The organism is Streptomyces atratus, from assembly GCF_014648655.1.
Taxonomy (GTDB): domain Bacteria; phylum Actinomycetota; class Actinomycetes; order Streptomycetales; family Streptomycetaceae; genus Streptomyces; species Streptomyces atratus.
On sequence record NZ_BMRN01000023.1, the window covers coordinates 19,241 to 44,048 of the forward strand.

At 70.3% G+C, this 24,808-nt stretch carries 22 protein-coding genes and 4 pseudogenes; 17 read left to right on the forward strand and 9 right to left on the reverse strand.

Annotated elements, in window-relative coordinates:
- The first annotated feature begins 280 nt into the window (after positions 1 to 280).
- Together IEZ15_RS47230 and IEZ15_RS28370 are read left to right on the forward strand one after the other, a co-directional pair.
- Positions 281 to 814 carry a hypothetical protein gene (locus IEZ15_RS47230; RefSeq protein ID WP_189279949.1) on the forward strand — a complete coding sequence of 178 codons (534 nt, stop codon included), beginning with the start codon at positions 281 to 283 and terminating at the stop codon, positions 812 to 814.
- Positions 815 to 863: 49 nt separating this feature from the next.
- On the forward strand, positions 864 to 1,016 hold the full coding sequence (locus IEZ15_RS28370) for a hypothetical protein (protein WP_189279950.1): 153 nt from the start codon (positions 864 to 866) through the stop codon (positions 1,014 to 1,016).
- Positions 1,017 to 1,120: 104 nt separating this feature from the next.
- Here the strand turns inward: IEZ15_RS28370 and IEZ15_RS28375 are convergent, their stop codons facing one another.
- A complete protein-coding gene (locus IEZ15_RS28375) occupies positions 1,121 to 1,819 on the reverse strand; it encodes an HAD family hydrolase (protein ID WP_189279951.1) in 699 nt (232 codons plus the stop codon).
- Between the two features lie 549 nt (positions 1,820 to 2,368).
- On the opposite strand from IEZ15_RS28375, the gene IEZ15_RS28380 reads away from it, so the two are divergent.
- Positions 2,369 to 3,043, forward strand: coding sequence for a ScbR family autoregulator-binding transcription factor (locus IEZ15_RS28380; protein ID WP_189279952.1), 675 nt, complete (start codon positions 2,369 to 2,371; stop codon positions 3,041 to 3,043).
- Between the two features lie 256 nt (positions 3,044 to 3,299).
- On the opposite strand, the gene IEZ15_RS28385 is transcribed toward IEZ15_RS28380, so the two are convergent.
- Both IEZ15_RS28385 and IEZ15_RS28390 read right to left on the reverse strand, forming a co-directional pair.
- Positions 3,300 to 3,908 (reverse strand): CBS domain-containing protein, encoded by a 609-nt coding sequence (locus IEZ15_RS28385; protein WP_189279953.1) that lies wholly within the window; start codon positions 3,906 to 3,908, stop codon positions 3,300 to 3,302.
- A gap of 196 nt (positions 3,909 to 4,104) precedes the next feature.
- Entirely contained in the window at positions 4,105 to 4,503 is a 399-nt protein-coding gene (locus IEZ15_RS28390; RefSeq protein ID WP_189279954.1) for a hypothetical protein, read from the reverse strand.
- Between the two features lie 368 nt (positions 4,504 to 4,871).
- Here IEZ15_RS28390 and IEZ15_RS28395 point away from each other — a divergent pair, with 368 nt between their 5' ends.
- The gene (locus tag IEZ15_RS28395; protein WP_189279955.1) at positions 4,872 to 5,564 is read left to right on the forward strand and encodes a response regulator; all 693 of its coding nucleotides are present in this window, start codon (positions 4,872 to 4,874) and stop codon (positions 5,562 to 5,564) included.
- Positions 5,565 to 5,885: 321 nt separating this feature from the next.
- A pseudogene (locus IEZ15_RS28400) lies at positions 5,886 to 6,056 on the forward strand (carbamate kinase); the annotation flags it as partial.
- Between the two features lie 16 nt (positions 6,057 to 6,072).
- On the opposite strand, the gene IEZ15_RS28405 reads toward IEZ15_RS28400, so the two are convergent.
- On the reverse strand, positions 6,073 to 7,791 hold the full coding sequence (locus IEZ15_RS28405; protein WP_189279956.1) for a SulP family inorganic anion transporter: 1,719 nt from the start codon (positions 7,789 to 7,791) through the stop codon (positions 6,073 to 6,075).
- A gap of 245 nt (positions 7,792 to 8,036) precedes the next feature.
- On the opposite strand from IEZ15_RS28405, the gene IEZ15_RS28410 reads away from it, so the two are divergent.
- From IEZ15_RS28410 to IEZ15_RS28435, 7 genes and pseudogenes are all read left to right on the forward strand, one after another.
- Positions 8,037 to 8,657 carry a hypothetical protein gene (locus tag IEZ15_RS28410; RefSeq protein ID WP_189279957.1) on the forward strand — a complete coding sequence of 207 codons (621 nt, stop codon included), beginning with the start codon at positions 8,037 to 8,039 and terminating at the stop codon, positions 8,655 to 8,657.
- A gap of 162 nt (positions 8,658 to 8,819) precedes the next feature.
- Positions 8,820 to 9,725 carry a universal stress protein gene (locus IEZ15_RS28415; protein ID WP_189279958.1) on the forward strand — a complete coding sequence of 302 codons (906 nt, stop codon included), beginning with the start codon at positions 8,820 to 8,822 and terminating at the stop codon, positions 9,723 to 9,725.
- A 29-nt stretch (positions 9,726 to 9,754) separates the two neighbouring features.
- Positions 9,755 to 10,777, forward strand: coding sequence for a zinc-dependent alcohol dehydrogenase (locus IEZ15_RS28420; RefSeq protein WP_189279959.1), 1,023 nt, complete (start codon positions 9,755 to 9,757; stop codon positions 10,775 to 10,777).
- Between the two features lie 107 nt (positions 10,778 to 10,884).
- Positions 10,885 to 11,112: pseudogene (locus tag IEZ15_RS45120) on the forward strand (CoA-binding protein); the annotation flags it as partial.
- Positions 11,112 to 11,408, forward strand: a pseudogene (locus tag IEZ15_RS47235) (CBS domain-containing protein); the annotation flags it as partial. The pseudogenes IEZ15_RS45120 and IEZ15_RS47235, both read left to right, overlap by 1 nt.
- Positions 11,394 to 12,269: a radical SAM protein gene (locus IEZ15_RS46810; protein ID WP_373302630.1), complete on the forward strand. Its 876-nt coding sequence runs from the start codon at positions 11,394 to 11,396 to the stop codon at positions 12,267 to 12,269. The pseudogene IEZ15_RS47235 and the gene IEZ15_RS46810, both read left to right, overlap by 15 nt.
- Positions 12,270 to 12,384: 115 nt before the next feature.
- Positions 12,385 to 13,404 carry an Acg family FMN-binding oxidoreductase gene (locus IEZ15_RS28435; RefSeq protein WP_189279962.1) on the forward strand — a complete coding sequence of 340 codons (1,020 nt, stop codon included), beginning with the start codon at positions 12,385 to 12,387 and terminating at the stop codon, positions 13,402 to 13,404.
- 512 nt (positions 13,405 to 13,916) lie between these two features.
- On the opposite strand, the gene IEZ15_RS28440 is transcribed toward IEZ15_RS28435, so the two are convergent.
- Complete coding sequence (locus tag IEZ15_RS28440) at positions 13,917 to 14,336, reverse strand: pyridoxamine 5'-phosphate oxidase family protein (RefSeq protein WP_114247967.1); 420 nt, start codon at positions 14,334 to 14,336, stop codon at positions 13,917 to 13,919.
- Between the two features lie 392 nt (positions 14,337 to 14,728).
- Here IEZ15_RS28440 and IEZ15_RS45130 point away from each other — a divergent pair.
- Positions 14,729 to 14,884, forward strand: a pseudogene (locus IEZ15_RS45130) (MFS transporter); the annotation flags it as partial.
- A gap of 242 nt (positions 14,885 to 15,126) precedes the next feature.
- On the opposite strand, the gene IEZ15_RS28445 reads toward IEZ15_RS45130, so the two are convergent.
- On the reverse strand, positions 15,127 to 16,815 hold the full coding sequence (locus tag IEZ15_RS28445) for a sensor histidine kinase (protein ID WP_189279963.1): 1,689 nt from the start codon (positions 16,813 to 16,815) through the stop codon (positions 15,127 to 15,129).
- A 775-nt stretch (positions 16,816 to 17,590) separates the two neighbouring features.
- Here IEZ15_RS28445 and panD point away from each other — a divergent pair.
- The 3 genes from panD to IEZ15_RS28460 are packed head-to-tail and all read left to right on the forward strand — an operon-like array spanning position 17,591 to position 19,068.
- Positions 17,591 to 18,016: an aspartate 1-decarboxylase gene (panD, locus tag IEZ15_RS28450; protein WP_189279964.1), complete on the forward strand. Its 426-nt coding sequence runs from the start codon at positions 17,591 to 17,593 to the stop codon at positions 18,014 to 18,016.
- 30 nt (positions 18,017 to 18,046) lie between these two features.
- The gene (locus IEZ15_RS28455; protein WP_114247970.1) at positions 18,047 to 18,406 is read left to right on the forward strand and encodes a GNAT family N-acetyltransferase; all 360 of its coding nucleotides are present in this window, start codon (positions 18,047 to 18,049) and stop codon (positions 18,404 to 18,406) included.
- Between the two features lie 35 nt (positions 18,407 to 18,441).
- On the forward strand, positions 18,442 to 19,068 hold the full coding sequence (locus IEZ15_RS28460; protein WP_114247971.1) for an aspartate/glutamate racemase family protein: 627 nt from the start codon (positions 18,442 to 18,444) through the stop codon (positions 19,066 to 19,068).
- A 708-nt stretch (positions 19,069 to 19,776) separates the two neighbouring features.
- Here IEZ15_RS28460 and IEZ15_RS28465 read toward each other — a convergent pair.
- Complete coding sequence (locus tag IEZ15_RS28465; RefSeq protein ID WP_189279965.1) at positions 19,777 to 21,192, reverse strand: helix-turn-helix domain-containing protein; 1,416 nt, start codon at positions 21,190 to 21,192, stop codon at positions 19,777 to 19,779.
- Between the two features lie 241 nt (positions 21,193 to 21,433).
- Here IEZ15_RS28465 and IEZ15_RS28470 point away from each other — a divergent pair, with 241 nt between their 5' ends.
- The gene (locus tag IEZ15_RS28470) at positions 21,434 to 22,810 is read left to right on the forward strand and encodes a M64 family metallopeptidase (RefSeq protein ID WP_229846154.1); all 1,377 of its coding nucleotides are present in this window, start codon (positions 21,434 to 21,436) and stop codon (positions 22,808 to 22,810) included.
- Between the two features lie 7 nt (positions 22,811 to 22,817).
- Here IEZ15_RS28470 and IEZ15_RS28475 read toward each other — a convergent pair whose 3' ends face one another.
- The gene (locus IEZ15_RS28475) at positions 22,818 to 23,615 is read right to left on the reverse strand and encodes a family 1 encapsulin nanocompartment shell protein (protein ID WP_189279967.1); all 798 of its coding nucleotides are present in this window, start codon (positions 23,613 to 23,615) and stop codon (positions 22,818 to 22,820) included.
- The gene (locus IEZ15_RS28480; protein ID WP_189279968.1) at positions 23,612 to 24,682 is read right to left on the reverse strand and encodes a Dyp-type peroxidase; all 1,071 of its coding nucleotides are present in this window, start codon (positions 24,680 to 24,682) and stop codon (positions 23,612 to 23,614) included. Before IEZ15_RS28480 ends, IEZ15_RS28475 begins: the two co-directional genes overlap by 4 nt.
- Positions 24,683 to 24,808: the final 126 nt, after the last annotated feature.

The following is a 24,808-nucleotide window of genomic DNA, read 5'->3' on the forward strand; positions in this document are numbered from 1 at the left end:
ATCAATACGACTGCCGAAGGTTCATCCCTCGCAGAAGCCCAGGTCAAAGCCCTCAGCGAGGCCGGGCAGGCTTAGCGCCGGTTTTCGTTCCGATGTTCCTCGACCCCCTCGTCGTGAAGGAGCTGGAGCGCAGCGTGACCGGCGCGCAAGAAGGCCCGCCTCGCGGAGGGCTGGGCAGCCGCTTCCCGATGCCGTCGCGGCCTGTGGCAACGCGAGCGCGACCTGTCGCCTACGGAGTCGAGGGCGTCAGCGCCTCTTCCAGTTTCGCGAGCGTTGCCGCGTGACCGAAGAGACCGGGCACACCGCCCGAATGCAGGAAGACCGTGCGCTGCCCGGGTACCGCTTCGCCGTCCTCGACCGCCGCGATCAAGCCGCCATCGCGCGTCCGGTGCAGATCGGGTCGAGCACGATGCCTTCGGTGGGCCGTGGCGCCGGCGGCGAGCGCTGCACCGCAGGCCCACTCGAGTTTGCGTACCTTGTTTCCGCCGCCGCCCAGGCCGGTGAGGTCATCGCGTTTGACGCGCAGGTCACCCGCGCCTGGACCAATGGCCCGGGCCGGCCGTGGCATGGGCTCGAGAGCGGTCGGCCGGGTTCCGAGTACCGCTCGCTGCGAGGTACGGCTGTCCGGGGTCATCGCCACCGCTCTTCACCTGCGCTGCCGTCGTGTGTGTCCTCGGATCACGCTGCGACGGCGGTAACCGCGCGGACGCTGGAGGCGTTCGGCGTCGGGGACAGTGGCTACGGCTCATGTACTTTCAGGTCGAGCGAGGCGATGGCTTCGATCCGCTCGCCCCACCCGAAATCACTGCCGTGAGGACTCCTCGTGCCTGCGGGCCGGACAAATGGGTCCGCACGTCGCCTCGGTGCAACTCCCTCCTTGCGGGCGGGACGACATCCGCCCGTCCGGCATGCATGGCGGCGGTTGGCTCATCGGTGTGACGGAGCCTCAGCAGCCGCACACGTACGTACGGATCGCCGGTGCGCCCACGGCGCTGGGCTACCGGGTCCCCGCGTGAGCGCCAGGTCGAACCCTGTTCGCGCCGGCGCATCCACACACGTGCGGACTGCTACCGGTAGGTGGAGAGCGTGCGCGCAGATCTCGAATGAGGCGCCCGGCACCTCATTCGTGGGGTGGCCCTGCCATGGCGATCCGGGTGTTGGCCCAGGCCATCAACTCCGCGTCACCCAGGGTGCTGACCCATAAATCGACCCGGTCCGCACCCCGTCCGGCAGGGCGGGGGCCGGCCCCCAGCACGCGCAGGCCTGCGCTTCGCGCCGAGTCGATACCGGTGACGGAGTCCTCCACCGCCAGTGCGTCCTGCGGCCGCACGCCGCAAAGATCTGCCGCAGCGGCATAGACGTCCGGATGGGGCTTGGGCCGCAGCGTGTCGCCCGCGACGACGATATGGCCGAAGTGGCCCAGCAGTCCGGCCCGGTCCAGGCTGGATTCCACCATGTCCAGGGGGCAGTTGCTGGCAACCGCGAGTGGCAGATGGCGGGCGGCCAGACGGACCAGCGCCGCCGCGCCCGGCATGGTGACGGGGTCTGCGGCGACCAACGCCGTGAAGTGCTGGAGAAGCGAATGGGTCATATCGTCGGTGAGGTCAGGCTTTCCGGTCGCCTCGGCCATGAGGCTCCCGCACTCGGTGTAATGCACCCCCTTGGCTCGCTCGGCGAATCCGGCCGGGGGTTTGAGACCGAACTCTCTGAAGACTCTGTTGCGTGCGTCCTGCCAGTGGCGTTCGGTGTCCATCAGGGTTCCGTCGCAATCGAAGACGATAGCGGCCGGGGACCAGTCAAGGATGCGATGAGCTGTCATTTCTCTGCCGTTCTTGGAGAGTTTGCCGACTCCGTCCTGTCGCCGGGTTCGTGAGATGTCGGACTGCGGGAGAGATGCGCTCGACTGTTCAGCCTGGGATGCCGAACGGTCCTTCTTGACCGCGCGCGAAGGTGGTCGATCCGCCTGCGTGAGGCCCACCGCTCCGGACATCGTCCGTCTCATGGGTCGAGCCCGAAAACATCGTGGTCACTACGTTAATTTTGTCCGAAGAGGGACGCAATCACTCCTTCGAGTGTTTGACGGCAGGTCGGTCGCAGGTTAAACGCGAGGGACGGGACGGCCGGAGGGGAACTGTGGAGTGCCGTCGGGCCTATCAACTACGTTGCCAAGCAGGTCAGTTGATGCAAGCCGTGTCGTAGCGGCCGCTGAGGGTGGCCCCGTTCGTGGAGCCATCGGGATGAGGTCGCAAATTTCACCGATGTCACCCACATGCACGCACGGTCGAAGAATAATAAAAGCTCCGCGGTCGGCGGCGCAGTGCCGCCAATGCGCGGGCGCACTACCCCCTGTATCAAACTCATTGCATGAATGAACGAAGGTGGAACATACGTGCAAGACAGGGCGAGAGCGACCCGGAGATCCCTGCTGGAAGCCGCAGCGCAACTCTTTGTCGAACAGGGATACGCAGGCACCAGCATCAACGACATAAGCGGCCGCTCGGGGAAGACCAGTGGAGCCATCTACTTTCACTACTCCAGCAAGGAAAAGCTCGCCCTCGCCGTCGTCAGTGAACAGTTCGCCGCATGGCCGCAATTGGCCCAGCACTACACGGCCCCGGGCGTCCCGCCGCTTGAGAAGCTCGTCGCGCTGAGCTTTGAAATCGCCAGAGTGCTGCGCGAGGACGTCGTAGCCCGCGCCGGCGCCCGCCTGTGGGCCGAGCGCCGGGGCATCGACGCGCCCGTGCCCGCACCGTTTGCAGCCTGGACCGCTGCCGTCACGAGGCTTCTGGCCGAGGCCCGGTCCAGGGGCGAACTCGCCGAGGGGATCGAGCCGTCGGGCACCGCCACGACACTCGTGTGCGCGCTCTTCGGTCTGTACAGCCTCACCGACGAGGTGGCGAGGGAGCAGGAACTCGGGTCCCGGCTCGACCAGTGGTGGCTCCTGGTCCTGAACGCGCTGCAGGCGAGCCCTGACCCCGCTGCCCTGATCGCACGAGCGCGAGCACGGTTTCCCGTGAACGACCCGCCCGCCCGGGCCGAGTGACAGTCCGGCGCCAGGTGGCCGGACTGCTTGCTCAGCTGCCTGGCGGGCCTGCCCCCGTGCTTCGCTTCGACTCTGCCCATGCCGCTCACGTCCTCACCCTCGCCCTGCCTCGACCCACTCCCAGGTGCCGATGGTCCCTTCCGGGGGCTGACCGGTACCGCTCCGGACAGGCTGGGGGAGCCGTTCGGACAAGAGGTCGGCCACAGGGCTCTTCGCGGCGTGATCTGCGCCGCTCGGGTGGCCGGTTCAGGACGATTCAGTGCGCGGTCGGCTGCGCAGGGCGGCAGTCGTCGATGTCGAACCCGAGCCTGCTGACCACACCGACGACGCCTTCCAAACGCCAGGTCGACCGAACGGCCAGAGGGACGTCACTACGGTGGTGAAGGCGTCCCTCCAGCACGACCATGCCGTCCCGGACGGAAACGGCGACGGCGCCGGGTGGCAGGCCCAGCGCGCTGACCAGGACCTCCTCCACCACCTGCTGACGGATCTCCTCGTCCGTACGCAGGAAGACCCGCAGCAGGTCGCGGCGGGTGGCGATACCGATGAGGCGGTCCTCCTCATCCACCACGGGCAGGCGGTCGACGCCCTGACGTTCCATCAGTCGTGCGGCATCCGAGACCCGTTGCTCCGGATGGATGGTGACCGCCGGGGTCGTCATCAGCTCTCCCGCGGCCGTGGCCGCAGAGCCGTGTGCGAGATCGGCGCAGGAGACCACCCCGACCACCTTGTCATCGTGGTCGACGACCGGCAGTGCGCGGATACGGTGCCGATCCAGCAACCGCACCACGACGTCCAACGGCGTCTGCCGGCTTGCGCAGACGACCTCGCTGGTCATGACTTCGCCGACGGCGCGCGTCTTCATGGCGCTTCCCTCCTTCACGGTGCGAGCGGGAGGCGGGCAGGCCTTGCTCCCCGCCGGGTGACAGTGCCTCTGCCTCGAGGCACCTGCCGGCCGCCTCGCCGCCCCTTCAGCCTCGCAGCCACCCTGCGCCGCGGCGCAGGGCCCAGACGTACCCGGTAGGGGACCGACCCGCCTCGCACCGGAGGGCCGGGAGACTCTAATCCCGCCCGCTGATGGCCTGGCCACCACGCCACGGTGGGGGAGTGGCCGACCTGCGGGCCGCCTCCTTGCGGTGCAGGACCCGAGTCATCTGGCTGCGGAGGCGGTCCTGCAACCGGTCCGCCAGTTCATGTGCCGTCGCCTCCTGGGCGTGCACGACCACAAGAGTGTTCCCCACAACGAGCTCGGCCCCGGCAGACCAGGGCTGCTCGACGTGGTGCGCCGCCGCCTTCGCGATCCTCACCTTGCCGCTGACGTCTGGAACTCCGGGCCGGTTGAAAGCCTTGTCGACCTTGGTCCGAACGTACGCGAGCGCCTCTTCGTCCACATCGCCTTCCGCTCGCACCTGTACTGCGACGGTGGAGGTGACGTGGGTGCCGGTGTCCTTTGCAGTCATCTGCTCCGCTCCTTCGATCGTTGGGCAGCGGCTTCAGACTTCTGCGAGGACCGGCGTGGGCCCAGGGCTGTCAGGCCCCAGGAACGGGGCCATAGGGCCTCCCTCTCCAGGGCCGCCGGACTCGCCCTTCGGCAGTGTGGGTCCGACCGGCTGCCGGGAGCCGCCAGGGGGCGTGGTCCTCGACGTGGACGTGTCCGGTCCGCCAGTTCGTCCCCGCACGGCACCACTGCTTCTGGCCGGGGGAGACTCTGCGGGAACAGGGCCGACCGGCCCTGGTCCCTCGGCCCGGACCCGGAAACGATGCCGGTACGGAGACCGATACGGCCCAAGTGGACATCGACGAGTGACGCGGAACCAGGGAGCAAGTGATGGCGGACAGCAAGCAGCCCGGCCCCGACAGCCCGATCCGGGTCTTCCTGCTGGACGACCACGAGGTGGTACGACGTGGAGTGCGCGACCTGCTGAACGACGAGCCGGACATCGATGTGATCGGCGAGGCCGGCACCGTGGAGCAGGCCCTGGTGCGCGTCCCCGCACTGCGCCCGCAGGTGGCGGTCCTGGACGTCCGGCTGCCCGACGGTGACGGCGTGACCGTGTGCCGGGAGCTGCGCTCGCGCATGCCGGAGCTGGCCTGCCTGATGCTGACCTCCTTCGACGACGAGGAGGCGCTGCTGGACTCGATCATGGCGGGTGCGTCCGGATACGTTCTGAAGCAGATCCAAGGATCGGACCTGGTGTCCGCGGTACGCACCGTGGCCCGCGGCCAGTCCCTGCTGGATCCGAGCGCCACCACCAGGCTGATGGCCCGTCTTCGGAGCGGGCGGCAGCAGGAAGAAGAGCAGGACGCCCTGCTCGGTCTGACCGAGCGGGAGCGTGAGATCCTCGCCCTGATCGGCGAGGGCCTCACCAACCGCCAGATCGGCCAGCGGCTGTACCTCGCCGAGAAGACGGTGAAGAACCACATCTCCCGCCTGCTCGCCAAACTCGGCGTGGAGCGCCGTATCCAGGCCGCGGTCATAGCCACCCAGGTCCAGGACCGGCAGAGGCAGGAAGGGCGCTGAAGTCCCGGGCCGGAAGGACCTGTAATCGCCGCTGCCCGCACCGCCTGGCATGCCTTCCTCCCCTGGCAGTGAGTCCGATCTCATACCGCTCTCATACCGCCGTCTGCCGCGGGCCGACAACGTGGCCCCGACGAGGATGATCGGCCGTCGGCAGGGTGAGGGGCTTTGGAAGAATCGCCGGCGAGAGGCCCCGAGGGTGCCCGGGTCCGGCTGCCGCAGCAGCTGCTGGAGGAGTTGCAGGCCCGCCTGGACGCGGCCCGTGGCACCCGCGACCGCGTGCACAGTCTGCTGGAAGCGGTCCTCTCGGTCGGCCGTGACGACGAGATGCGCCGCGGCGGCTTTCCCGACGGCTCCATGGAGCCCAAGGCCGAGACAGCGGCCCGGTTCGTCGAGCGCACCGGAGGCCCGGCCGCGATCGGTGCTCTGGACGCGGCGTACGAGATCGTTCACGGCAGGCCGGGCACGCTGATCCGTCCGAACCCAACGGGCGGCCGACCTGCGACCGGAGTCAGCCGGACCGGGCCTCGAGCCACCGACGGTAGGCGGCAACCGCCGTCGGCAGCGTCGGGAAGATGAGATCCGTCCCGACCGAGCCCGCGAGACCGTACGCATTCAGGTCGTCCAGCAGGTCCTGCTTGACCCGGGCGAGGGCGAACACGATGCCGCGGCCGCTCAGTTCGCGGCGCAGTTCGTCGACCGCGTCGAGGGCGGTGATGTCGACCTCCACGTTCGCCTCGGTGTTGAGGACGAACCAGCGGACGGGATCGGTCTGTTGGGCGACCGCGGCCAGCGCACGGCGCCGGAAGTCCTCCGCGTTGGCGAAGAACAGCGGCGAGTCGTAGCGGTAGACCAGCAGACCGGGGATCGTACGGGCCTGGGGGTAGTCGTCCACGTCGTGCATGCCCGCCATGCCGGGCACCAGCCCCTCCACCGCGTCGTGCGGGCGGGCCACCCGGGTCAGCAACTCGGCCACCGACAGGCCCACAGCCACGACCACGCCGTACAGGATGTCCAGGGCGAGCACCCCGGCCAGGCAGCCGAGCGCGAGCAGCAGTTCGCGGCGGCGGAAGGACGCCAGGCGGCGGAAGCCCGCGAGGTCGATCATCCGCACGGCGGCGTAGACGACGAGCGCGCCCAGCACGGCGGCGGGGGTGCGGGTCAGCAGCGGACTGAGGAAGAGCAGGACGGCCAGCACCGCCGCCCCGGCGACCAGGGAGTACGCCTGGCTGCGGGCGCCCGCCGAGGAGGCGAGGGCGGTGCGGCTGGCGCTGCTGCTCACCGGGAAGCCGTGCAGGGCGGCGGCACCCAGGTTGGCCGTGCCCAGGGCGAGGAACTCCTGGTTGGCGTCGAGCCCGGGCCCATCTGCCTCGCGGTCGGTGAACGCCCGTGCGGTGAGGATGAAGTCGGTGTACGCGACCAGGAGCACGCCGAGGGCGGGCAGCACCAGGTGCGGCAGCTCGCTCAGGTCGGGCAGGGCGAGGTCCGGCAGCCCCGAGGGGACCGTGCCGATCACCTTGATGCCGTACCGGTCGTCGAGGTCGAAGGCCACCACGGCCGCCGTACCGAGGACCATGGTGAGCAGCGGCCCGGGCAGCGCACGGACGTAACGGGCCACCAGGAAGAGGAAGGCGAGCGCGGCGGCCGAGAAGACGACCGTGTTCGGGTGCGCCTCGTCCAGATGGCTGACGTACGACCACAGTTGGGGGAAGAACTCGGAACTGGTCGTCCTCACCCCGGTGAGTTTGGGCACCTGGTCCACCATCATGATCAGGGCCACGCCCGCGAGGTAGCCGATCAGGACGGGGCGGGAGAGCAGGTCCGCGAGAAAGCCCAGCCGCACCGTCCGCGCCACGAGGCACAACAGCCCGACCGTGGCCGCGAGGCCGGCCGCCAGCGAGGCGTAGCGCCCGGAGTTCCCCGCGGCGAGCGGGCCGACCACGGCGGCCGTCATGATGGCGGTCGTCGACTCGGGACCGACCGACAGCAGGCGCGAGGAACCGAACAGCGTGTACAGCGCCAGGGCCGGCAGGATCGCCCACAGCCCGGCGACCGGCGGCAGCCCGGCCACACCCGCGTACGCCATGACCTGCGGCACGAGGTAGGCCGCCACGGTCACTCCGGCCAGCAGGTCGCCCTTCAGCCACGCACGCCGATAGCCGAGAAGCTCGGCGAGGCCGGGCACCAGGCGGTGCCACCCGGGAATGTGCCCGTCCGAACCGCCGGTCATGAGCCGCCCTTCGCCTTCAGGATCCACCGGAGCGCCGCCATCCTTCCAGCTGGGGGGCGCGGTCCACGAGATGCCCACCGGGTCCCACGCGTACCGTGCACAACGAGTTCGCCCCAACAGGCCCCGTAGAAAGGGACCTTCAGCCCAACGGCCGCAGACCTTCGGCATCCGGCGGCGCGCGGCGCCCGCGACAAGAGTGAGGAGTGTCAGGACAAGGACCAGACATCCCCGAAGGGATCACCGCCATGGCCGTGCACGAGCACCCTCACCGGAGCCCAGGTTTCCACCTGTCCTACCGCAGAAACCGCACCGGCTCCGCGATCGCCGTGTCGGCACGCGCCGACACCCACGCCGTGGGGGCCCACGCCCTGGCGTCCCTGCGTCTGCTCACCGGTTTCGTCTTCCTGTGGGCGTTCCTGGACAAGACTTTCGGCTTCGGCTACGCGACCGAGTCCGGCAAGGGCTGGATCGACGGCGGGTCGCCGACGAGGGGCTTCCTCGGTTCCGTTGCCGCCGGGCCGATGGAGTCGACGTTCCACTCGTGGGCCGGTGACGCCTGGGCGGACCGGCTGTTCATGATGGGCCTGCTCAGCATCGGCGTGGCCCTCATGGCCGGCGTGGCTCTGCGGCCGGCGGCGGTGGCGGGCACGGCGATGATGGCGTTGATGTGGATCGCCGAGTGGCCGCCGGCCAAGCACCTGTCGGACGGGTCGCCGAGCATGTCGACGAATCCCTTCGCCGACTACCACGTCATCTACGCGGTGGCTCTGATCGCCGTGGCGGCCGCGGGCGCGGGTGCCACCTGGGGCCTGGGCCGGCTGTGGGCGCGGCTCCCGATCGTCCGCGACCACACCTGGCTGCGCTGAAAGCCAACGGTGCGACGGCCGCTTGTTCGGGGACCGTCGCACCAAGCACTGCACAGGACCATCGGCCGGGCTGAAGGACCAGTGGCCCCTGCCTCGAAAGACCCCCTGAACACGATGCTGGAATCGGGTCCCTTCGGGTCCCCGATCCAGGAGGTGGAGATCATGTCCCGTACCATTACCGTAGGTTTCGACGGCTCGCCCGAGAGCCGGGCCGCCGCCGAATGGGCTGCCCGCGAGGCGAAGCTGCGCGGACTACCGGTGAGGCTCGTCCAGGTCTGGGAACCGGTACCGGAGCCCATGGCCCAGGCCCCGCTCCTCGGCGTCGAGACCCGTCAGCACTGGACCGAGAGGGTGCCGCGCCAGGCCGCCGAAGGGCTGCGGCTGCGCCACCCCGGCGTCGAGGTGACCACCGAACACGTCAGCGGACGGGCCGCCGAGGCCTTGGCCCGCGCCGCGCAGGACGCCGAACTGCTCGTCCTCGGCTCTCGCGGCCTGGGCGGACTCGGCGGCTTCCTGGTCGGCTCGGTCGGCCTCGCAGCCGTGGCGTCCACCGAGCGACCCGTTGTCCTGGTCCGCGCCGGAGAGCAGGCCACCGACGAGCACGAGATGGACAAGGCCGGCATCCCGTCCACCGCCGCCCCCTTCCGCCCCGTCGTCCTCGGACTCGACGTCGGCAGCCCCGACGAGGCGCTGATCGGGTTCGCCTTCGACGCCGCCACGCGCCGGAACGTGCCGCTGCACGTCGTGCACGGCTGGAACCCGCCGCCCTACTACGCCTACGGCATGGCCCTGGAGGCCGCGGTCCAGCGGGAGCTGGCGGGGGTCGAATCCACTGTCCTGACCGAGGAACTGCGCCCCTGGCGGCAGAAGTTCCCCGACGTCGAGGTCGTGGCGGAGTCCCGCTACGGCAGCCCGTCCAACCTCCTGATCGACGCCTCTCGAGAGGCCTCTCTGGTCGTCGTCGGCCGACGCATCCGCCGCTCCTCCGTCGGCGCCCACATCGGCACCGTCACCCACGCCGTCCTGCATCACGCCACCGCCCCCGTCGCCGTCGTCGCACACGACTGACGCGCCACTGCAGAAAGAGAGAAGAGACCATGAAGGCAGCAGTCGTACGAGCCTTCGGCGAGCCCCTGGTCATCGAGGAGCGCCCCGACCCCGAGCCCGGTCCCGGCCAGGTCCGCGTCCGTGTCGAGGCCTCCGGGCTGTGCCACACCGACATTCACGCCGCGCACGGTGACTGGCCCGTCAAGCCCACCCCGCCGTTCGTCCCCGGCCACGAGGGCGTCGGCCTCGTCGAGAAGCTCGGTGAGGGCGTCACGCATCTGAGCGCCGGTCAGCGGGTTGCCGTGCCGTGGCTGGGCCGGGCGTGCGGGCGGTGCGAGCACTGCCTGTCCGGCTGGGAGACGCTGTGCGAGCAGCAGGTCAACACCGGTTTCGGCTGCGACGGAGGGTACGCCGAGAAGATGCTGGCCTGGGCCGACTTCGCCCAGCCTGTGCCCGAGGGCGTCACCGCCTTCGAGGCCGCCCCGCTGGCCTGCGCCGGCGTCACCTCCTACAAGGCTCTGAAGGTCGCCGACGTCAAGCCCGCGCAGTTGGTCGCGATCTCCGGCGTCGGTGGCCTGGGCCACCTCGCCCTGCAGTACGCCAAGATCGCAGGCGCTACGGTCGCCGCGATCGACGTCACCGACGACAAGCTCCAGCTCGCCACCGAGCTCGGCGCCGACATCGTCATTGACGCCCGCAAGCAGGATGCCGGCAAGGAGCTGAAGGAGCACGGCGGTGCCCACGCGGCGATCGCCCTCGCGGTGAACCCGGCCGCGTTCGAGGCCGTCAACTCCGGTCTGCGGCGCGGCGGCAAGCTCGTGATGGTGGCCCTGCCCGCACACGGCACCATCCAGGTCCCCATCTTCGACACCGTCCTGAACGGCACCTCGGTGATCGGCTCCATCGTCGGCACACGACAGGACCTCGCCGAGGTCTTCCAGCTCCACGCGGCCGGCCGTACGAAGGTCATCTACGAGACCCGTCCGCTCGCCTCCGTGAACGAGTCGATCGACGCGGTGTTGCGCGGCGAGATCAAGGCCCGGGTCGTCTTCGACCTCGGCGCGGGACGGTGAGGACGATGGACCTCCCGATCGTCGTCGGTGTCGACGGCTCGGAGCCCAGCACGCGGGCCGTCGGCCGGGCGGCCGACGAGCCACCCTGCGAGGCGCGTCACTACGGCTCCAGGGGCCGGGGCACCGACGTGTCCGGCCTCGAGCCGCTGCTGCGCCCGGAGGTCGTTGCCGTCGTCGGAGCTGGACGCAAACCCGGCTCGGTCGGTCGGGCGATCCTGCACCACCTGAAGGCGGGCGGATGCACGCGCCGCATTTTCGCGGTGAACCCGAACTCCAGCCACATCCTCGGCGTGCCGTCCTATCCGTCCGACAGCGCCCTGCCCAGGACCCCCGACTGCTCGCCGACCACGACATCAGCGGACTGCCGGTGGTCGACGAGGACGAGAAGGTCATCGGCGTCATCTCCGAGACCGACTTGATGGCCCGGCAAGCGGAGACACCCGACCCGTACGAGCCGAAGAATCGCATCCGGTTCGCGGCACCGACGCGAAGCGCCAGGCGGCAGGGCGTGAGGGCGACGGCTCGCACCGCCGGTCAGCTGATGACCGAACCACCCGTCACCGTGCACGCCGAGGACACCGTCGTCGAGGCCGCCCGGACCATGGTCCACAGGCGCATCGGGAGGCTCCCGCACCGCTGGCTCACCGCGCTCGTCGACGCCCTGCGCGCCGCGTCCACCCCGGCGAGCGCGGCGGCCGACGACCGCGACCCGCGGGAGCTGGACACCGCTGCCGCGCAGGACCTGTTGCGCCAGGTGGCCGGCTTCGGGCAGCCCGCCCCGCTGTTCGTGATCACTGGCGGTGACCCGTTCCAGCGCCCCGACCTGACCGACCTCATCGCGCACGGCAGGAAAGTCGGGGTCCGGGTTGCTGTCTCCCCCTCTGGCACCCCGACGCTCACCGATGAGCGATTGCGCGCCGTGCACGCTGCGGGCGCGTCCGGGCTCTCGCTCCGCCTGGACGGCTCCACCGCCGAACTGCACGACGCCTTCCGCGGGGTGCCCGGGGTGTTCCGCTGGACCCTGGACGCCTGGGACACAGCGCGTTGCCTCGGCATGAAGGTGCAGATCAACACGACGGTCGCCCGGCACAACCTGTACGACCTCCCCGACATCGTCCGCCTGGTCGCCGAGCACGGGGCGATGCTGTGGAGTGCCTTCTTCCTGGTGCCCACCGGCCGCGGCCGCACCCTCGGCGCACTGACCCCCGCCGAGGTCGAGGACGTCCTCAACTTCGTCCACGACGTCGGCCTGGCGGTGCCCGCCAAGACCACCGAAGCCCACCACTTCCGCCGCGTCGCCCTGCAGCGCCAAGTGCTCGCGAACAGCGGCGACGACCACGTGGCCGTGCTCGGACTCGGGCCGCTGTACCGGGAACTGCGCAAGCGATCGGCCGAGTTGGGCCTTGACGCCGGAACGCGCCGGGTGCGGCGTCCGCCGCCTGATGCTCGCCGCGGGCGGCCACGGCATCGCCCACGCCAAGGGCCACTTTGAACCTGCCCGGATCCTGGCGGTCGCCTCCCTCGTCGGCTCGCTCGGCGTCGTCCTGCCGGCCACCGCCCTGCCCGCCACCTGACCCGTGGCCACGACGAAGAGAAGAGGAGACATCATGCGTACCCGAGCCCCGCTGGACGCCGCCACCGTGGAGTCGCTCCTGACGGCGGCCGTGGCAGCCCCGTCGATCCACAACACACAGCCCTGGCGCTTCCGCCTGGATCCCGACAGCCAGGCATTGGAGGTCCGTTCGGCGCCGGAGCGAACACTGCCGCTGACCGACCCGATGCACCGCGCCCAGTATCTGTCCGTGGGCGCCGCGGTCTTCAACCTCCGGCTCGCCGCCGTCCACCAGGGCCGGCGGCCGGAGGTGAGACTGCTGCCGGATCCGCACGAACCAGGGCTGCTGGCCACCGTACGACTGACCGGTCGACTCGGCGCGGACGACCAGCCGTCGGACCCTGGCCTCTATGAGGCCATCGCGCGGCGGCACACCAGCCGGATGCCGTTCACCGGCCGACCGGTGCCTGAGCCGATCGTGGCGGAGATGACGGCGGCCGCGTGCGCCGCCGGCGCACGCCTGCACGTGCCGGACATCGCCGGAACACGGAAGCTGCTGCGTGTGACCGCCGCAGCCGAAGCACGCAACCACGCTCACCCGGAGCGCACCGCCGAAACCCGAACCTGGATCACCGCCCCGGGAGCAGACACCCGCTACGGGATGCCCGTCACCGCCCTCGGGCCGCCCGACGCGGCCGCGCGGATGCCGGTGCGGGACTTCACCGGTGCGCTGCCCGCCTTCCGTCTGCCCGCCCTCTGGTTCGAACGCCACGTTCAGATGGCCCTGCTGTGGATGTCCCACGACCGGCGGGAGGATTGGCTGCGGGCGGGCCAGGCCCTGCAGTACGTCCTGCTCACGGCCACCGCCCACGGGCTGCGCACGTCACTCCTGTACCAGGCCATGGAATGGCCCGACCTGCGGGCGGCGACGGCCCTCCCGGGACACAAGCGGTGCCATCCGCACATGCTGATCAGATTCGGCTACGGACCGGACGGCGGCCGCACCCCGCGAGCGCCCGGGCACTGCGCTGTTCGTCCCGCAGCACCGCCCGCAACCGCTACCGGAACGAGCTGAGGACGCGGTCTTTTCCGGCGCCGTCCAAGGAACACGGCGGACAGGGCCGCAGCTGTCCGCCGCAAGGACGGCCCGTCAGCCTGCGCCGCAGGCAGCCCCGAGCTCGCGCCGGGTGACGAGCTCCGCCTCGATCCGTAAGAACATGGTGTCCGCTGCTGTTGCCCAGGGGCGCGGACTGTCCGTGACAGCCGTTTCGCGCTCCGCCGCCAGACCGTTCAGACCGTGGCGCTACCGGTGATGATCACAGCCATGGGTCCGCGGGAAGCATCCGGGCGGACACCGGTGCGGGACTCACCGGTGCGCTACCCGCGCCACGGATGTCCGCCCTGCGCTTCGAACGCCATGCCCAGGTGGCCTGCTGCGGACGTCCCACGACCTGGTTCCCTCACAGGGCCGCAGTCGGCGGTCGGTCATATGGGTACCGGGCCGACGGAGTGACTCCGCGCCGCCGGCACCCGCCTGTGTCCGCGCGGCCGGAGTCAGCGCCCGCGGTCGCTGCGGGCTGCGCCTCACTACGTGCCAAGCGCTCCCCTGAGCTCGCGTCCGGTGACCATCTCGGACTCGATCCGTACGAACACCGCGTCCCGCAGGGGCATCCAGGAGCTGGGGCCGGTCTGCGACAGCCGCTCGTGCTCAGCGGGATCGGTCAACACGGTGGCCCGTCCGGTGACGACCACGCTCCAGCCGGACCGGGTTGCCGCGTCGAACTCGTCCGCCTCGAAGGCGACTACGACGCCGTCGATGGCGTGTACGAGGTCCGAGTCCGGCGATGTGCACAGCAGGACGGAGGCGTCCGTGTCCAGGGAGAAGTTGATGGGGAGGACCGCGGGCAGTGCCTGTCGGGTGTAGACCACACGGCCGACCGGCACCTTGGCCAGGAGGCGCAGGCACTCCTGCCGGTCGAGGGCGCGAAAGGCGTCGTTCGGGGACATCAGGTCATCCTCCCTGTGGGCGCCGGGAAGGGGGTAGGGCCGGTCGGCCCTCTTTTGTTGTGTCCCGGCAGGAGCGGGGTGCGGCCGCGCGGCCTCAGGAGTCGCGCGGGCGATCCGGAGCACGGATCCGAGGAGGTGCGGGCGGTCGGATCCGACCTTGAGGGCCCTTTGCCCGGCCGTAGGGACCCATGGCCCATGCCGCTCGGGCGTCCGGATGCGGACAGTGGCTGCGAGGCGTCCGATCTGTGGGGCAGCGAACCTGTGGTTCCCATGCGCCCCCGCGCCACCGAACCAACGGGAGAGGGAAGGGGCGGACAACATGAACCAGCCGACGACGACGGAGAGCGAGAGGCCGGCCTCGGGCGCGGCCGGTGCCCGGCCAGGCATGGCTGATGCCGGCCCTGGCCACCATCGGTTTCGCCGTCAACTTCTGGGCATGGGCGCTGCTCAGCCCGCTCGGTCCGCGCTTCAAGGACTCCCTCGACCGGTCTTCGTTCCACCAGTCGCTGCTGGTGGCGCTGCCGGTCGTGGCCGGCTCCCTGGGCCGCAGGCGGCCGGCAGGCGGACGACTTCTACCGGGACCGCTGATTGCACGGCAAGGTGGTGCGCCCGTTCGTGGTCCCCCGGGTACTGAAGTGTCGCGGGCTCTTTTCCGAACCGCAGGCTCGCGATGAGCTCCACGAACCCTGCGCTCCAAACCGGGGACATCAGTTCTCATCACCGACATTGATCACGCGGAACCGAGGCAGGTGATTCCTGAACTCACGTCGAAGCGACATCCACGGAAAAGTTACACACCCAGCGGGACGACCCACTCGATGACGGTGCCACTCGGGTCGTTCGAAGACAGGCTGAACGTGCCGCCCATCTCCTCCGCGCGCCTGCAGAGGTTGGCCAGGCCGCTGCGGCGGGTGACCGCCGGGTCGATCCCGCGGCCGTTGTCGGCCACGCGCAGCTGCAGGGCGGCGCCGGTGACATCGACGCTGACGTCGACGGTGGTGGCGTGTGCGTGCCGAGCGGCGTTGGACAGGGCCTCGCCGAGCACGGCCAGCAACTGTTCGGCCTGTTCGGCGGACACGGCCGTGTCCAGCAACCCGGTCATGCGTAGAGCCGGGGCAAAGGCAAGCGATTCGGTGGCCCATTCAGTGGCCGCCACCAGCTGGGCGCGCAGCCCGCTGCCGGGACGGGTCTGATCGTGCTCGCGCAGGCCGTAGATGGTGGAACGGATGATCTTGATGGTGTCATCCAGGTCGTTCACAACCCGCTGGATCCGCTCGCCGACCTGCGGTCGGTCGGTCACTCGGCCCAGCGTGGACTGCAACGACAGCGCGCCGGCGAACAGCCGCTGGATGACCAGGTCATGCAGGTCTCGGGCAATCCTGTCGCGGTCATTGAGCACGAGCATGCGCTCCGTGTCCCGCCGGTGCTCAGCGACGTCCAAGGCCAACGCAGCCTGGTTGCCGAACCCGGTGACCATGTCGACAACGGCGTCCGTGAAGAAAGCGCTGCCCGGTACGTTCGCCACCTGCAGCACCCCGCGGACGTGCTCCCGGGTGCCGAGCGGTACGAAGAACGCCGGCCCCAGCTCCACCACCGAGGCGCTGCCGCCCTCGGCGCGCGGGTCGGCGCTCACGGCATCACTGACGATCCTCTCCCCGGACGTGAAGACCTTCGCAGCCAGCGCCGCGGCGGGCAGCACCAGCCCGCGGACCTCCTCGGCCAACGCTCCCGAGGCGGCCTCGATGACCAACTCGCCGCGGTCACCGACCGGCACCCCCAAGGTGACCAGGTCCGCACCGGCCATCTCCCGCACGGTGGCCGTGACAGACTCCAGCACCGCGGCGGGCTCCACACCGGACAGCAGGCTACGCGTCAGCTCGTTGCTGGCCGCCAGCCACCGCTGTCGGCGGTCCGCATCCTCGTACAGCCGGGCGTTGTCGATCGCCACACCGGCCGCCGCGGCCAGGGTCCGCAGCACCGCCTCGTCGTCGGTGTCGAACTCCGCTCCGCTCTGTTTGTTGGTCAGGTACAGGTTTCCGAAGACCTGGTCGCGGACCCGGATGGGGGCGCCGAGGAAGCTGGTCATCGGCGGATGCCCGGAGGGGAAGCCGACAGACGCCGGATGCTGGGCCAGGTTCGCCAGGCGCAGTGGTTCCGGGTGACGGATGAGCTGCCCGAGGATGCCCTCGCCGCGCGGGTAGTGCCCGATCCGGGCGATGGCCTCCTCGTCGATGCCGACCGTGACGAACTGCTTGATCGTGCCTTCCTCGCCCAGGACGCCGAGTGCCCCGTATCGGGCGTCGACCAGGGTGACCGCCGACTCCACGATGCGGCGCAGCACCACCTCCAGGTCCAGGTCGGAGCCGACCGCCAGCACCGCGTCCAGCAGCGTGTGGACCCGGTCCCGGGCCCCCTGAGCCTGCGTCACCTGCTGCTGCAGGTCCTCCAGCAGTGCATCCAGCCGCAGCTGTGGAGACATCCCGGATGTCTCCACCTCACGCGAATCCTGCGCGCGCTCGTCCACCACAGCTCCCTTTACCGTCTCGCTGGCCCACCCCAAGGATGCCCGACGGGTCGAACCCGTTCGACGGCACCCTGGAGAGCAGCGAGGCAGGTCTCAGGAAGGGTGGGCAGATAGGTGATCGTCCCATGGCCGGGCCCGATGACCTCGGTTGTGACGTGGATCAGAGCCGTAGTTCAGGGTGCCCGGGCCGACGTCGTACAAGGGAGAGTCGGGTGACATCCAGTAGGCCCCCGACAGACGGGCGAATCTTGGTGGTGGCTGCGGATCCGTGTTGCTGCTGGTTTTCTCCATGAAGCGGGAGCGGCGGGAGCAGCCGGGCGGCGCCCCTGCCGACGGCCGGGGCGCCGCTCAGCTCAGGGCCGGGACCTGAACATCGTGCGCGTGCACCGCCGCTGGGGCATGGCCAACATTCCCAAGGTGGGCCGGCTCCGGTTCCGGTGGACCAAGGACCTGCCCGTGGGCAGGCACGCCAACGCGGAGAACCGGATCACCGGGGCACGGCTGGTCAAGGACGCGCTCGGCCGGCACATTGCGAAGTGGCTGTCCGAACAGACGACTGGTCGGCGGCGTCACAACAGCCTGGTTCGCACGCAAGCACAGGCAGGGAGCCTTCTCGCCGGAGTGAAGCGATGTTCCTCGAGATCTTCGAGTCTGACGCGTGCCGGTGTACAGTCAAGAACGCCCTTGACCTGCACAAAGCAGGCAGGGAGCCGTCTCCCAGGAGTCCAAAATGCTGCGTACTCTGGTCAAGTCCAAGATCCATCGTGCCACCGTGACTCAGGCCGACCTGCACTACGTCGGTTCCGTCACCGTGGATGCCGCACTCATGGAAGCCGCGGATCTTCTGCCCGGCGAGCTCGTGCACATCGTCGACATCGACAACGGTGCCCGACTGGAGACATACGTCATCGAGGGCGAACGCGGCTCCGGTGTCATCGGTATCAATGGCGCCGCCGCCCACCTCGTCCACCCCGGTGACCTGGTCATCCTGATCAGCTACGCACAGGTCGACGACGCCGAGGCCCGTGGACTGACCCCGCGCATCGTGCACGTCGACGCCGGTAACCGTATCGTCGCGCTCGGCGCCGATGCCTCCGAGCCCGTACCCGGCACCGCCACCGAACGGAGCCCGCACGCAGTCCCCGCGGCGCGCTGACCCGGCTCGACCACCGAGGGAGTACCCGCCATGGCGGAACAGACCGACCGGATCGAACTCGACATCCGCGACGACCGCGCGAGCGGCAACCTGCTCGCGTACGAGAACGGCAAGGCCGTTGGAGTCATCGCGTACTTCGTGATGGACGGCGACCCCGCCGCGCTCGTGGCCGTGCACACCGTCGTCGAACCCGGTCACGAGGGCAAGGGCATCGCCGGTGCCCTCGTCCAGGAGTTCTACGCCATGGCGGGCCTTGAGGGCGTCCCTGTCGTCCCGCTCTGCTCGTACGCCGCGAAGTGGGCGCAGCGCCACCCCGACCAGGCTCCCGAAGCCCCGGCCGAACTGGTGGAGCAGGCGAAGGTCCAGCTCACGTCCCACCCCGAACTGTAATGATCCCATCGGCCGGGAGATGTACCGTTCGGCCGATGACACTCGCCCTGCTGCACACCTCCCCGGTCCATGTCCCGGTCTTCGACGCGCTCCGGGACACGGACCATCCCGGACTCGGCCTGCGTCATCTCGTGCACGAGGACCTGCTCACCCGGGCGAGGGAATCGGGCCCGGAGGCAGTGTCGGGCAAGATCAGGGCGCTGCTCGCGGGCGCCGTCGCCGAGGGTGCCTCCGCAGTGCTCTGTACCTGTTCGACGATCGGTGGGGTCGCGGAGTCGGCCGCGGCGACGCTCGGCGTTCCCGTGCTGCGTGTCGACCGCCCGATGGCGGCCGCTGCTGCGGAACGGGAACGCGTGGTGGTACTCGCGACCGAATCCGCGACCCTGGGGCCGACCCTCGCGCTGCTCGCCGAAGAAGCGGGGGACCGGCCCGTCGAGGTCCGTACCGTGATGGTCGACGGTGCCTGGGCGTGCTTCGAAGCCGGTGACCGTGACGGCTGTCTGGACCTGGTCGCGGCCGCGGTCGATGCGGTGACGGACGCCGATGTGATCGTGCTGGCACAGGTGTCCATGGCCGATGCGGTCACCCGTACGGCCACTCGGATCCCGGTGCTCTCCAGCCCCCGGCCGGGCCTCGCCGCCGCGGCCGCCGCCGCGCGCTGACCTGCCGTTCGGGTTCCGGACCTGCGCGGATCATTCGGAACCTGTACGTATGGACTCACCAGGCGCGGGCAGCCGGTCCGAGGGACGGTGGAAGGAGATCCACCCCGAACCGCTCGGAGGCCCCCGATGACCGATCCGTACCCCGACCCCGTGCCACCGGCGCCCACCCCGGGACCGATGCCGGGGCCTCCGGCGCCGCTGCCGGAGCCACCGCCTCCGCCGCCGGGCCCCGTCCCGCCCGGTCCGTCACCGGATCCGATTCCGCAGCCGCCCACCCCCAAGCCGCCGCCGGCGCCGGAGCCGTCACCCCGGTCGGCCGGATGAGTCGGCCGGATGACCGCTGCCCGGTGCACGTCGCGGGCTCTGCTTTCTCGGACGGTAAGCCTCAGGCCCCGGCCAGGACGGCGTTCGCCCGCGCGGTGACCTCGGTGAGTACGCGGCCTGCCGCTGCCAGGTCCTCGGTCGGCAGACCCGCGTACAGCCGGGCCGTGATATCCGCGACGCCGGCCCTGTTCGCATGCAGGCGGTCACGGCCTGCGGGTGTGAGGCCGACGCGGGCTGCGCTGTGGCTGCGTGGGAATCGAGCCGCTTGCCGTGGCGGCGGCCATTACCCCTGGCTCGACGACCCCCGCCGATTCACCCGGACCGTCGGGGCGTTCCTCACTCAGGGGCGTGGCGGGCAGGCGGTCTGACTCGACCGGGCGGAACTCAGACGGTGGGCGGCCGCACCGGCGCCGGTCCCAGTGTGGTGCTGCCGGGAGCGGCCCGGTGCCCGAGCCCGGTCCGGTACGCGTCCATCGCCGCCTCGGTACGGCCCAGACGTCGTAGCAGATCGCCCAGGAGCCGGCAGATGTCCGCGAGATCACCTGCGGCGCCCGCTCGCTCCAGCAGGGCCAGCGCGGTGACGTAGTGCTCCTCTGCGGAATCGAGATCGCCCCGATCCTCGTGGATGAGGCCGAGCAGCCGGTGCGCGCCGCCGGCGTGGACCGAGCCCCGGTCGGGGTGCAGTTCGCCCAGGAGCCGATGCAGCAACTCTTGGGCCTGGGCCGCCTTGCCACGCCGGCGCAGCACATCGGCCAGCTCCACCTCGACCTGTGCCGTGTACAGGGCGGCCCGCTTCGACGCCAGCATGTCGCGGGCGGCGCGCAGCTCGGTTTCGGCACCGGACAGGTCGCCGTCCTGTGCGTGGACATAGCCGCGCATCCAGTGGCAGTGCGCCAACTCCGTACGGATCTGGAGCTGTTGATAGATCTCGGCCGCCTTGGCGAGGGAAGCGTCGGCTTCCGTGGTGCGGCCCGCTGCGATGAGCGTGCGTGCGACGCTCCGGTGCAGTCCGGCGACCAGCTCCGGATCGGACACCTTCGGTGCGAGAGCCAGTGCCAGCTCACCCGCCTGTGCGGCGCGGGCATGGGCGCCCATGTCCATGTACGGCGCGATCACGGCCGTGTACAGCAGCAGGAGTGCGCCGGGGTCCTGCAGGCCGGAGGCGTTGAGCTCGTCGATGGCACTTTCCAGCAGGTAGCAGGCGTAACGGAGTTCACCCGCCAGTAGGTGGGCGACCGCCCGGCCGCGGACGGCAGGGGCGCGCCGGGGGAGCGGTGCGTCGGCGAGCAGCCTCTCCGCGGCCTCGAAGTGGCCGCGGGCCACGGGCAGATCGCCCGTCTCCAGTGCGCACTGGCCGAGCCCGAGCAGCGCTGCGGCGCGTTCGCTGTCGAGTCCGTGCCCGTCGGCCTCGGCGAGCAGCCGGGTGTAGGTGGCGGCGGCGTCCTCGGCGGCGCCGGTGGCCAGTGTCCGTTGGGCCTCGACGAGCTTCAGTCGCAGATCTGTGGCGAGATGGGCGGGGCGTCCGGTCGCCAGTTCCTCGTACGTCACGCCGAGCCGGTCCGCGAGGTGGCGCACGGCCGCTTCCGACGGGCGGACCCGGCCCGCCTCCAGGGTGGAGACATAGGCAGGGGTGTAGGAGGGCTCGGCGAGCTGCCGCTGGGTCAGTCCGCGTTCGGCGCGAAGCCTTTGTACGCGCCGACCGACGGCTCCGGGATCGTCGTGGCCCGGGCCGTGCGCGTCGTCCGGCCCGTGGCCGGAGCCGGCTCCGGTGCCTCGTCTTGTTGTGCGCTTCTCGTTCATCGCGCCGCCCCTTCTGCCTCGCACGGCCTCGAAATGCGGCCCATGCATCGTAAATGCCCGGCTACGAGCCTCAATCACTCGGCCCCTGGGCCTTGTTCGGGGCCCCGCACCCTTCTAGGTTAAGCATCACATTAAGTCCATTTAACCAGTGAGTTATGTGCTGGTCGTGCCCCGGAAGTGCCCGGGACCAGAGGAGTTGTCCATGCGCATACGCCCCCACACGCGCCGAACAGCAGTATCGATGACGGGACTTGCTCTCATCGGCCTCCTGGCGGCGACCGCCGCCACCACCCCCGCGTCAGCCACCCCCACGGGCACCGATGGTGGCCGGCGCGTCGAGGCCGAGTATTTCCCCGACCCCGGCGGCCCGGGCAGGACCGTGGAGGTCCCCGCCGCTTCCCCCGTGCAGAGGGGAAGAAGCGCCGCCGCCCCGCTGAGCGCCGCCGAGTCCGCACTCGACGGCGCGGTGGGCGAGCAGGCCGTGACGGGTCCCACCGACGACCGCCTGGACGTCGTGATCATCGGCGACGGCTACACGGCCGGCCAGCAGGACGACTTCCACGCGGACGCCACCGCCAAGTGGGCCGACATCACCGCCCTGGAGCCGTACAAGAGCTACCAGGGTCTGTTCAATGTCTGGACCGTCGATGCCGTCTCCAACGAATCCGGCGTCAGCGGAGACCCCGGAGCGGACAGCGCCAAGGACACCGCACTCGGCAGCTATTTCTGGTGCTCGGACATCGAGCGGCTGATCTGCACCGACATCGACAAGGTGGCCGCTTACGCCGCCAAGGCCCCGGCCGCGGACCTCGTGGTCGTCATCGCCAACTCCACCAAGTACGGCGGCGCGGGCTACTCCGGACTCCAGGCCGAGGGCCACCCCTTCAACGGAGTCTCCACACTCTCGTCCGACCACGCCTCGTCCGGCCTGATCGCCGCCCATGAGATCGGGCACTCGGTGGGCCTGCTCGACGACGAGTACACATACGAGGCGTACGGCACCTGGACCGGAGGCGAGCAGGGCGGAATCAACTCCACCACCTACACGCCCGCGCAACTCACCGAGAAGCGGGCCAAGTGGTACCGCTGGCTGGGGCAGAGCGACCCGGCGGGCGGCACGGTCGGCACGTACGAGGGCAGCGCCTACTACCCGTTCGGCATCTACCGCCCGACCGCTTCATCGATCATGCGCGAGCTGAGCAACACCGAATTCAACCTGCCGGGACGCGAGGCGATGATCGCCGGGTTCTACCGCGCGGGCAACGCACTGAGCAGCACCGTCGACACGGACGCCACCATCGGACCCGGCCGCCGTATCGCGGTGACCCCGGCGGACCTCACCACTGTCGGCGCCAAGCCCCACACGCACGGGCGGCCCGATGCCGCCACCGGCCTCGCCCGGACCGATCTGCGCTGGTACGTCGACGGCGTCGAGAAGGTCGCCGCCCGGGGACGTACCTCCGTCACCCCGGCCTCGCTCGGAGTCCACGCGGACGGCCGCAGCCACAAGGTGACCGCCGAGGCCGTGGACCGTACGGACGCCATTCGCGACCCCGCCGTCCGTGCCCTGGCCACTGACACCCTCACCTGGAGCGTCAGGCCGACCGGGCACCGGTAGCAGTTCCTCAGGCGATGATCGGGACGACGGCCTCGGGCGTCAGCATCCGGAAGGTGAACGCCTGATGGAAGTAGAGCCGGATGCTGGTCGCGTCGTGGTCCTGATAGCCGATCGACAGATCCTGGCCCAGGCACAGTTCGAAGTCGCCGCCACGGGTGGACAGAAGTACACCACCCGCGACGGCGGGCGCCCAGAGGATCCGGTCGTCGAGCTGCCGGGCCAGATGGGTGGCCACCGGATATCCGTGATCGGAGGTCTCGGTCGCCTCGGTGAAGGCATCGGCACCGAGCAGCAGCCGGTACGGCCCGTCGACACCGGCCAGCCGCAGTCGGGTGAGTGCCTGGCTGACGGTGGCCGGGTAGTCGCGGGCGTCGGCCGGCAGCGGCAGCGGGGAGTGCGAGGAACCGTCCCGAAGTCCGGTGATGCCGGCCGACGCGTACCCGTCGATGATCGCCATGTCCTCGGCGAACGCACAGGTGCGGGCCGCCTCCTTGACGGGCTGCCAGTCGCTGTCGTCGGAACCGCGCTCGACGTCGTCCACGGCCGACCGGGTCACCGTGAACGGCACCCGCCAGTCGATGACGGGCACCGAGGTGCGGGCCCGGGCGAGCACGTCCGGCGTGGGGGGATCGATGTCGCGCAGATGACCGTCGCTGATGGCCGCCAGCCCGGGGCCGTCCGGGCCGGTCACGTCGACGACACGGCGGCCCGCCACATGGCGGCTGAAGGTGCGCCGGGCCTCTTCTTCGATCTGGTCCCAGGCGGCTTCCGTGACAGGGGCGAGTTCGCGGTGGAGGTTGTTCATCGCTGGGCGCTTTCTTGCAGGCTGCCGATATGCAGCGAACCGTCGTCCGAACGGACCCGGGCCTGCGCCACCGCCGGCGCGGACGCCGGCTCCGGCAGGGTCTCGGTCGCGGTCACTGCGGGCGACGGCGGCGGGGCGTCGAAGAAGTCGGCGCTGGGGACGTAGAAGAGCGTGCCGGTGACCGCCGTCGAGAAGTCGAGGATGCGGTCGTACGTGCCGGTCGGATTGCCGAGGAACATATTGCGGAGCATCTGCTCGGTCACGCCCGGGTCGGCGGCGTATCCGATGAAGTACGTGCCGAACTCGCCCTGTTCGAAGCTGCCGAACGGCATGTTGGCCCGCAGGATCTCGCGTTCCGTGCCGTCCGGGTCCGTGATCGTATTGAGGGCGACATGCGAGTCGGCGGGCTTGACGTCGTCGGAGAGCTCGATGTCGGCGAACTTCGTACGGCCGATGACCCGCTCCTGCGCCTCGGTGCTCAGCGTGTTCCAGGACGCGAGATCGTGCAGATACTTCTGCACGATCACATAACTGCCACCCGCGAACTCCGGATCCTCCTCATCGACCAGGGCCGCCGACCGCGCACCTGCCCCCACGGGGTTCTCGGTGCCGTCCACGAAGCCGAGCAGATCCCGGTGATCGAAGTAGCGGAACCCCTGCGTCTCGTCGACGACCTTCACCGCCCCGCCGAGCCGGTCGAGGAGCTGGGCCGCCCACTCGTAACACACGTCCATCCGCTCGGCCCGGATGTGGAACAGCAGGTCCCCCGGGGTGGCGGGGGCATGGTGGCGGGCACCGTGCAGTTCCTTGAACGGGTGGAGCCCCGCAGGACGCGGCCCCGTGAACAGCCGGTCCCAGGCGTCGGAGCCGAAGGCGGTGACAGCGGCCAGGTCGGCGCCCGGAAACCGGAATCCGATGGAGCGGGCGATCGCCGCCAGATCCGGCAGCACCTCGCGTACGACGGGCTCACCACCGGGCTCGATCGTGGCGACCAGGATCAGGGCGGCGCTGGTCAGCGGGGCGACGACGGGCTGTGCGGCGACAGGTTCCGGCGTGGCGTCGGGCATACGGGGGCTCCATGAGGCGTCAGCGGTACGGAACGGCAGCGGGCTCGCGGGTGCGGGGGCGACAAGTGGGCCCGCTGCTACTTACGCATACGTACGACGACGCCGCACCCCGGGTCACCCGAGCGG

What these genes read in the sequence shown, in the direction of transcription:
- IEZ15_RS28375 (WP_189279951.1), bottom strand. Translation starts at nt 1,819, where the DNA reads ATGACAGCTCATCGCATCCTTGACTGGTCCCCGGCCGCTATCGTCTTC.
- IEZ15_RS28380 (WP_189279952.1), top strand. Translation starts at nt 2,369, where the DNA reads ATGAACGAAGGTGGAACATACGTGCAAGACAGGGCGAGAGCGACCCGG.
- IEZ15_RS28385 (WP_189279953.1), bottom strand. Translation starts at nt 3,908, where the DNA reads ATGAAGACGCGCGCCGTCGGCGAAGTCATGACCAGCGAGGTCGTCTGC.
- IEZ15_RS28390 (WP_189279954.1), bottom strand. Translation starts at nt 4,503, where the DNA reads ATGACTGCAAAGGACACCGGCACCCACGTCACCTCCACCGTCGCAGTA.
- IEZ15_RS28395 (WP_189279955.1), top strand. Translation starts at nt 4,872, where the DNA reads ATGGCGGACAGCAAGCAGCCCGGCCCCGACAGCCCGATCCGGGTCTTC.
- IEZ15_RS28405 (WP_189279956.1), bottom strand. Translation starts at nt 7,791, where the DNA reads ATGACCGGCGGTTCGGACGGGCACATTCCCGGGTGGCACCGCCTGGTG.
- IEZ15_RS28410 (WP_189279957.1), top strand. Translation starts at nt 8,037, where the DNA reads ATGGCCGTGCACGAGCACCCTCACCGGAGCCCAGGTTTCCACCTGTCC.
- IEZ15_RS28415 (WP_189279958.1), top strand. Translation starts at nt 8,820, where the DNA reads ATGTCCCGTACCATTACCGTAGGTTTCGACGGCTCGCCCGAGAGCCGG.
- IEZ15_RS28420 (WP_189279959.1), top strand. Translation starts at nt 9,755, where the DNA reads ATGAAGGCAGCAGTCGTACGAGCCTTCGGCGAGCCCCTGGTCATCGAG.
- IEZ15_RS28435 (WP_189279962.1), top strand. Translation starts at nt 12,385, where the DNA reads ATGCGTACCCGAGCCCCGCTGGACGCCGCCACCGTGGAGTCGCTCCTG.
- IEZ15_RS28440 (WP_114247967.1), bottom strand. Translation starts at nt 14,336, where the DNA reads ATGTCCCCGAACGACGCCTTTCGCGCCCTCGACCGGCAGGAGTGCCTG.
- IEZ15_RS28445 (WP_189279963.1), bottom strand. Translation starts at nt 16,815, where the DNA reads ATGTCTCCACAGCTGCGGCTGGATGCACTGCTGGAGGACCTGCAGCAG.
- panD (WP_189279964.1), top strand. Translation starts at nt 17,591, where the DNA reads ATGCTGCGTACTCTGGTCAAGTCCAAGATCCATCGTGCCACCGTGACT.
- IEZ15_RS28455 (WP_114247970.1), top strand. Translation starts at nt 18,047, where the DNA reads ATGGCGGAACAGACCGACCGGATCGAACTCGACATCCGCGACGACCGC.
- IEZ15_RS28460 (WP_114247971.1), top strand. Translation starts at nt 18,442, where the DNA reads ATGACACTCGCCCTGCTGCACACCTCCCCGGTCCATGTCCCGGTCTTC.
- IEZ15_RS28465 (WP_189279965.1), bottom strand. Translation starts at nt 21,192, where the DNA reads ATGAACGAGAAGCGCACAACAAGACGAGGCACCGGAGCCGGCTCCGGC.
- IEZ15_RS28470 (WP_229846154.1), top strand. Translation starts at nt 21,434, where the DNA reads ATGACGGGACTTGCTCTCATCGGCCTCCTGGCGGCGACCGCCGCCACC.
- IEZ15_RS28475 (WP_189279967.1), bottom strand. Translation starts at nt 23,615, where the DNA reads ATGAACAACCTCCACCGCGAACTCGCCCCTGTCACGGAAGCCGCCTGG.
- IEZ15_RS28480 (WP_189279968.1), bottom strand. Translation starts at nt 24,682, where the DNA reads ATGCCCGACGCCACGCCGGAACCTGTCGCCGCACAGCCCGTCGTCGCC.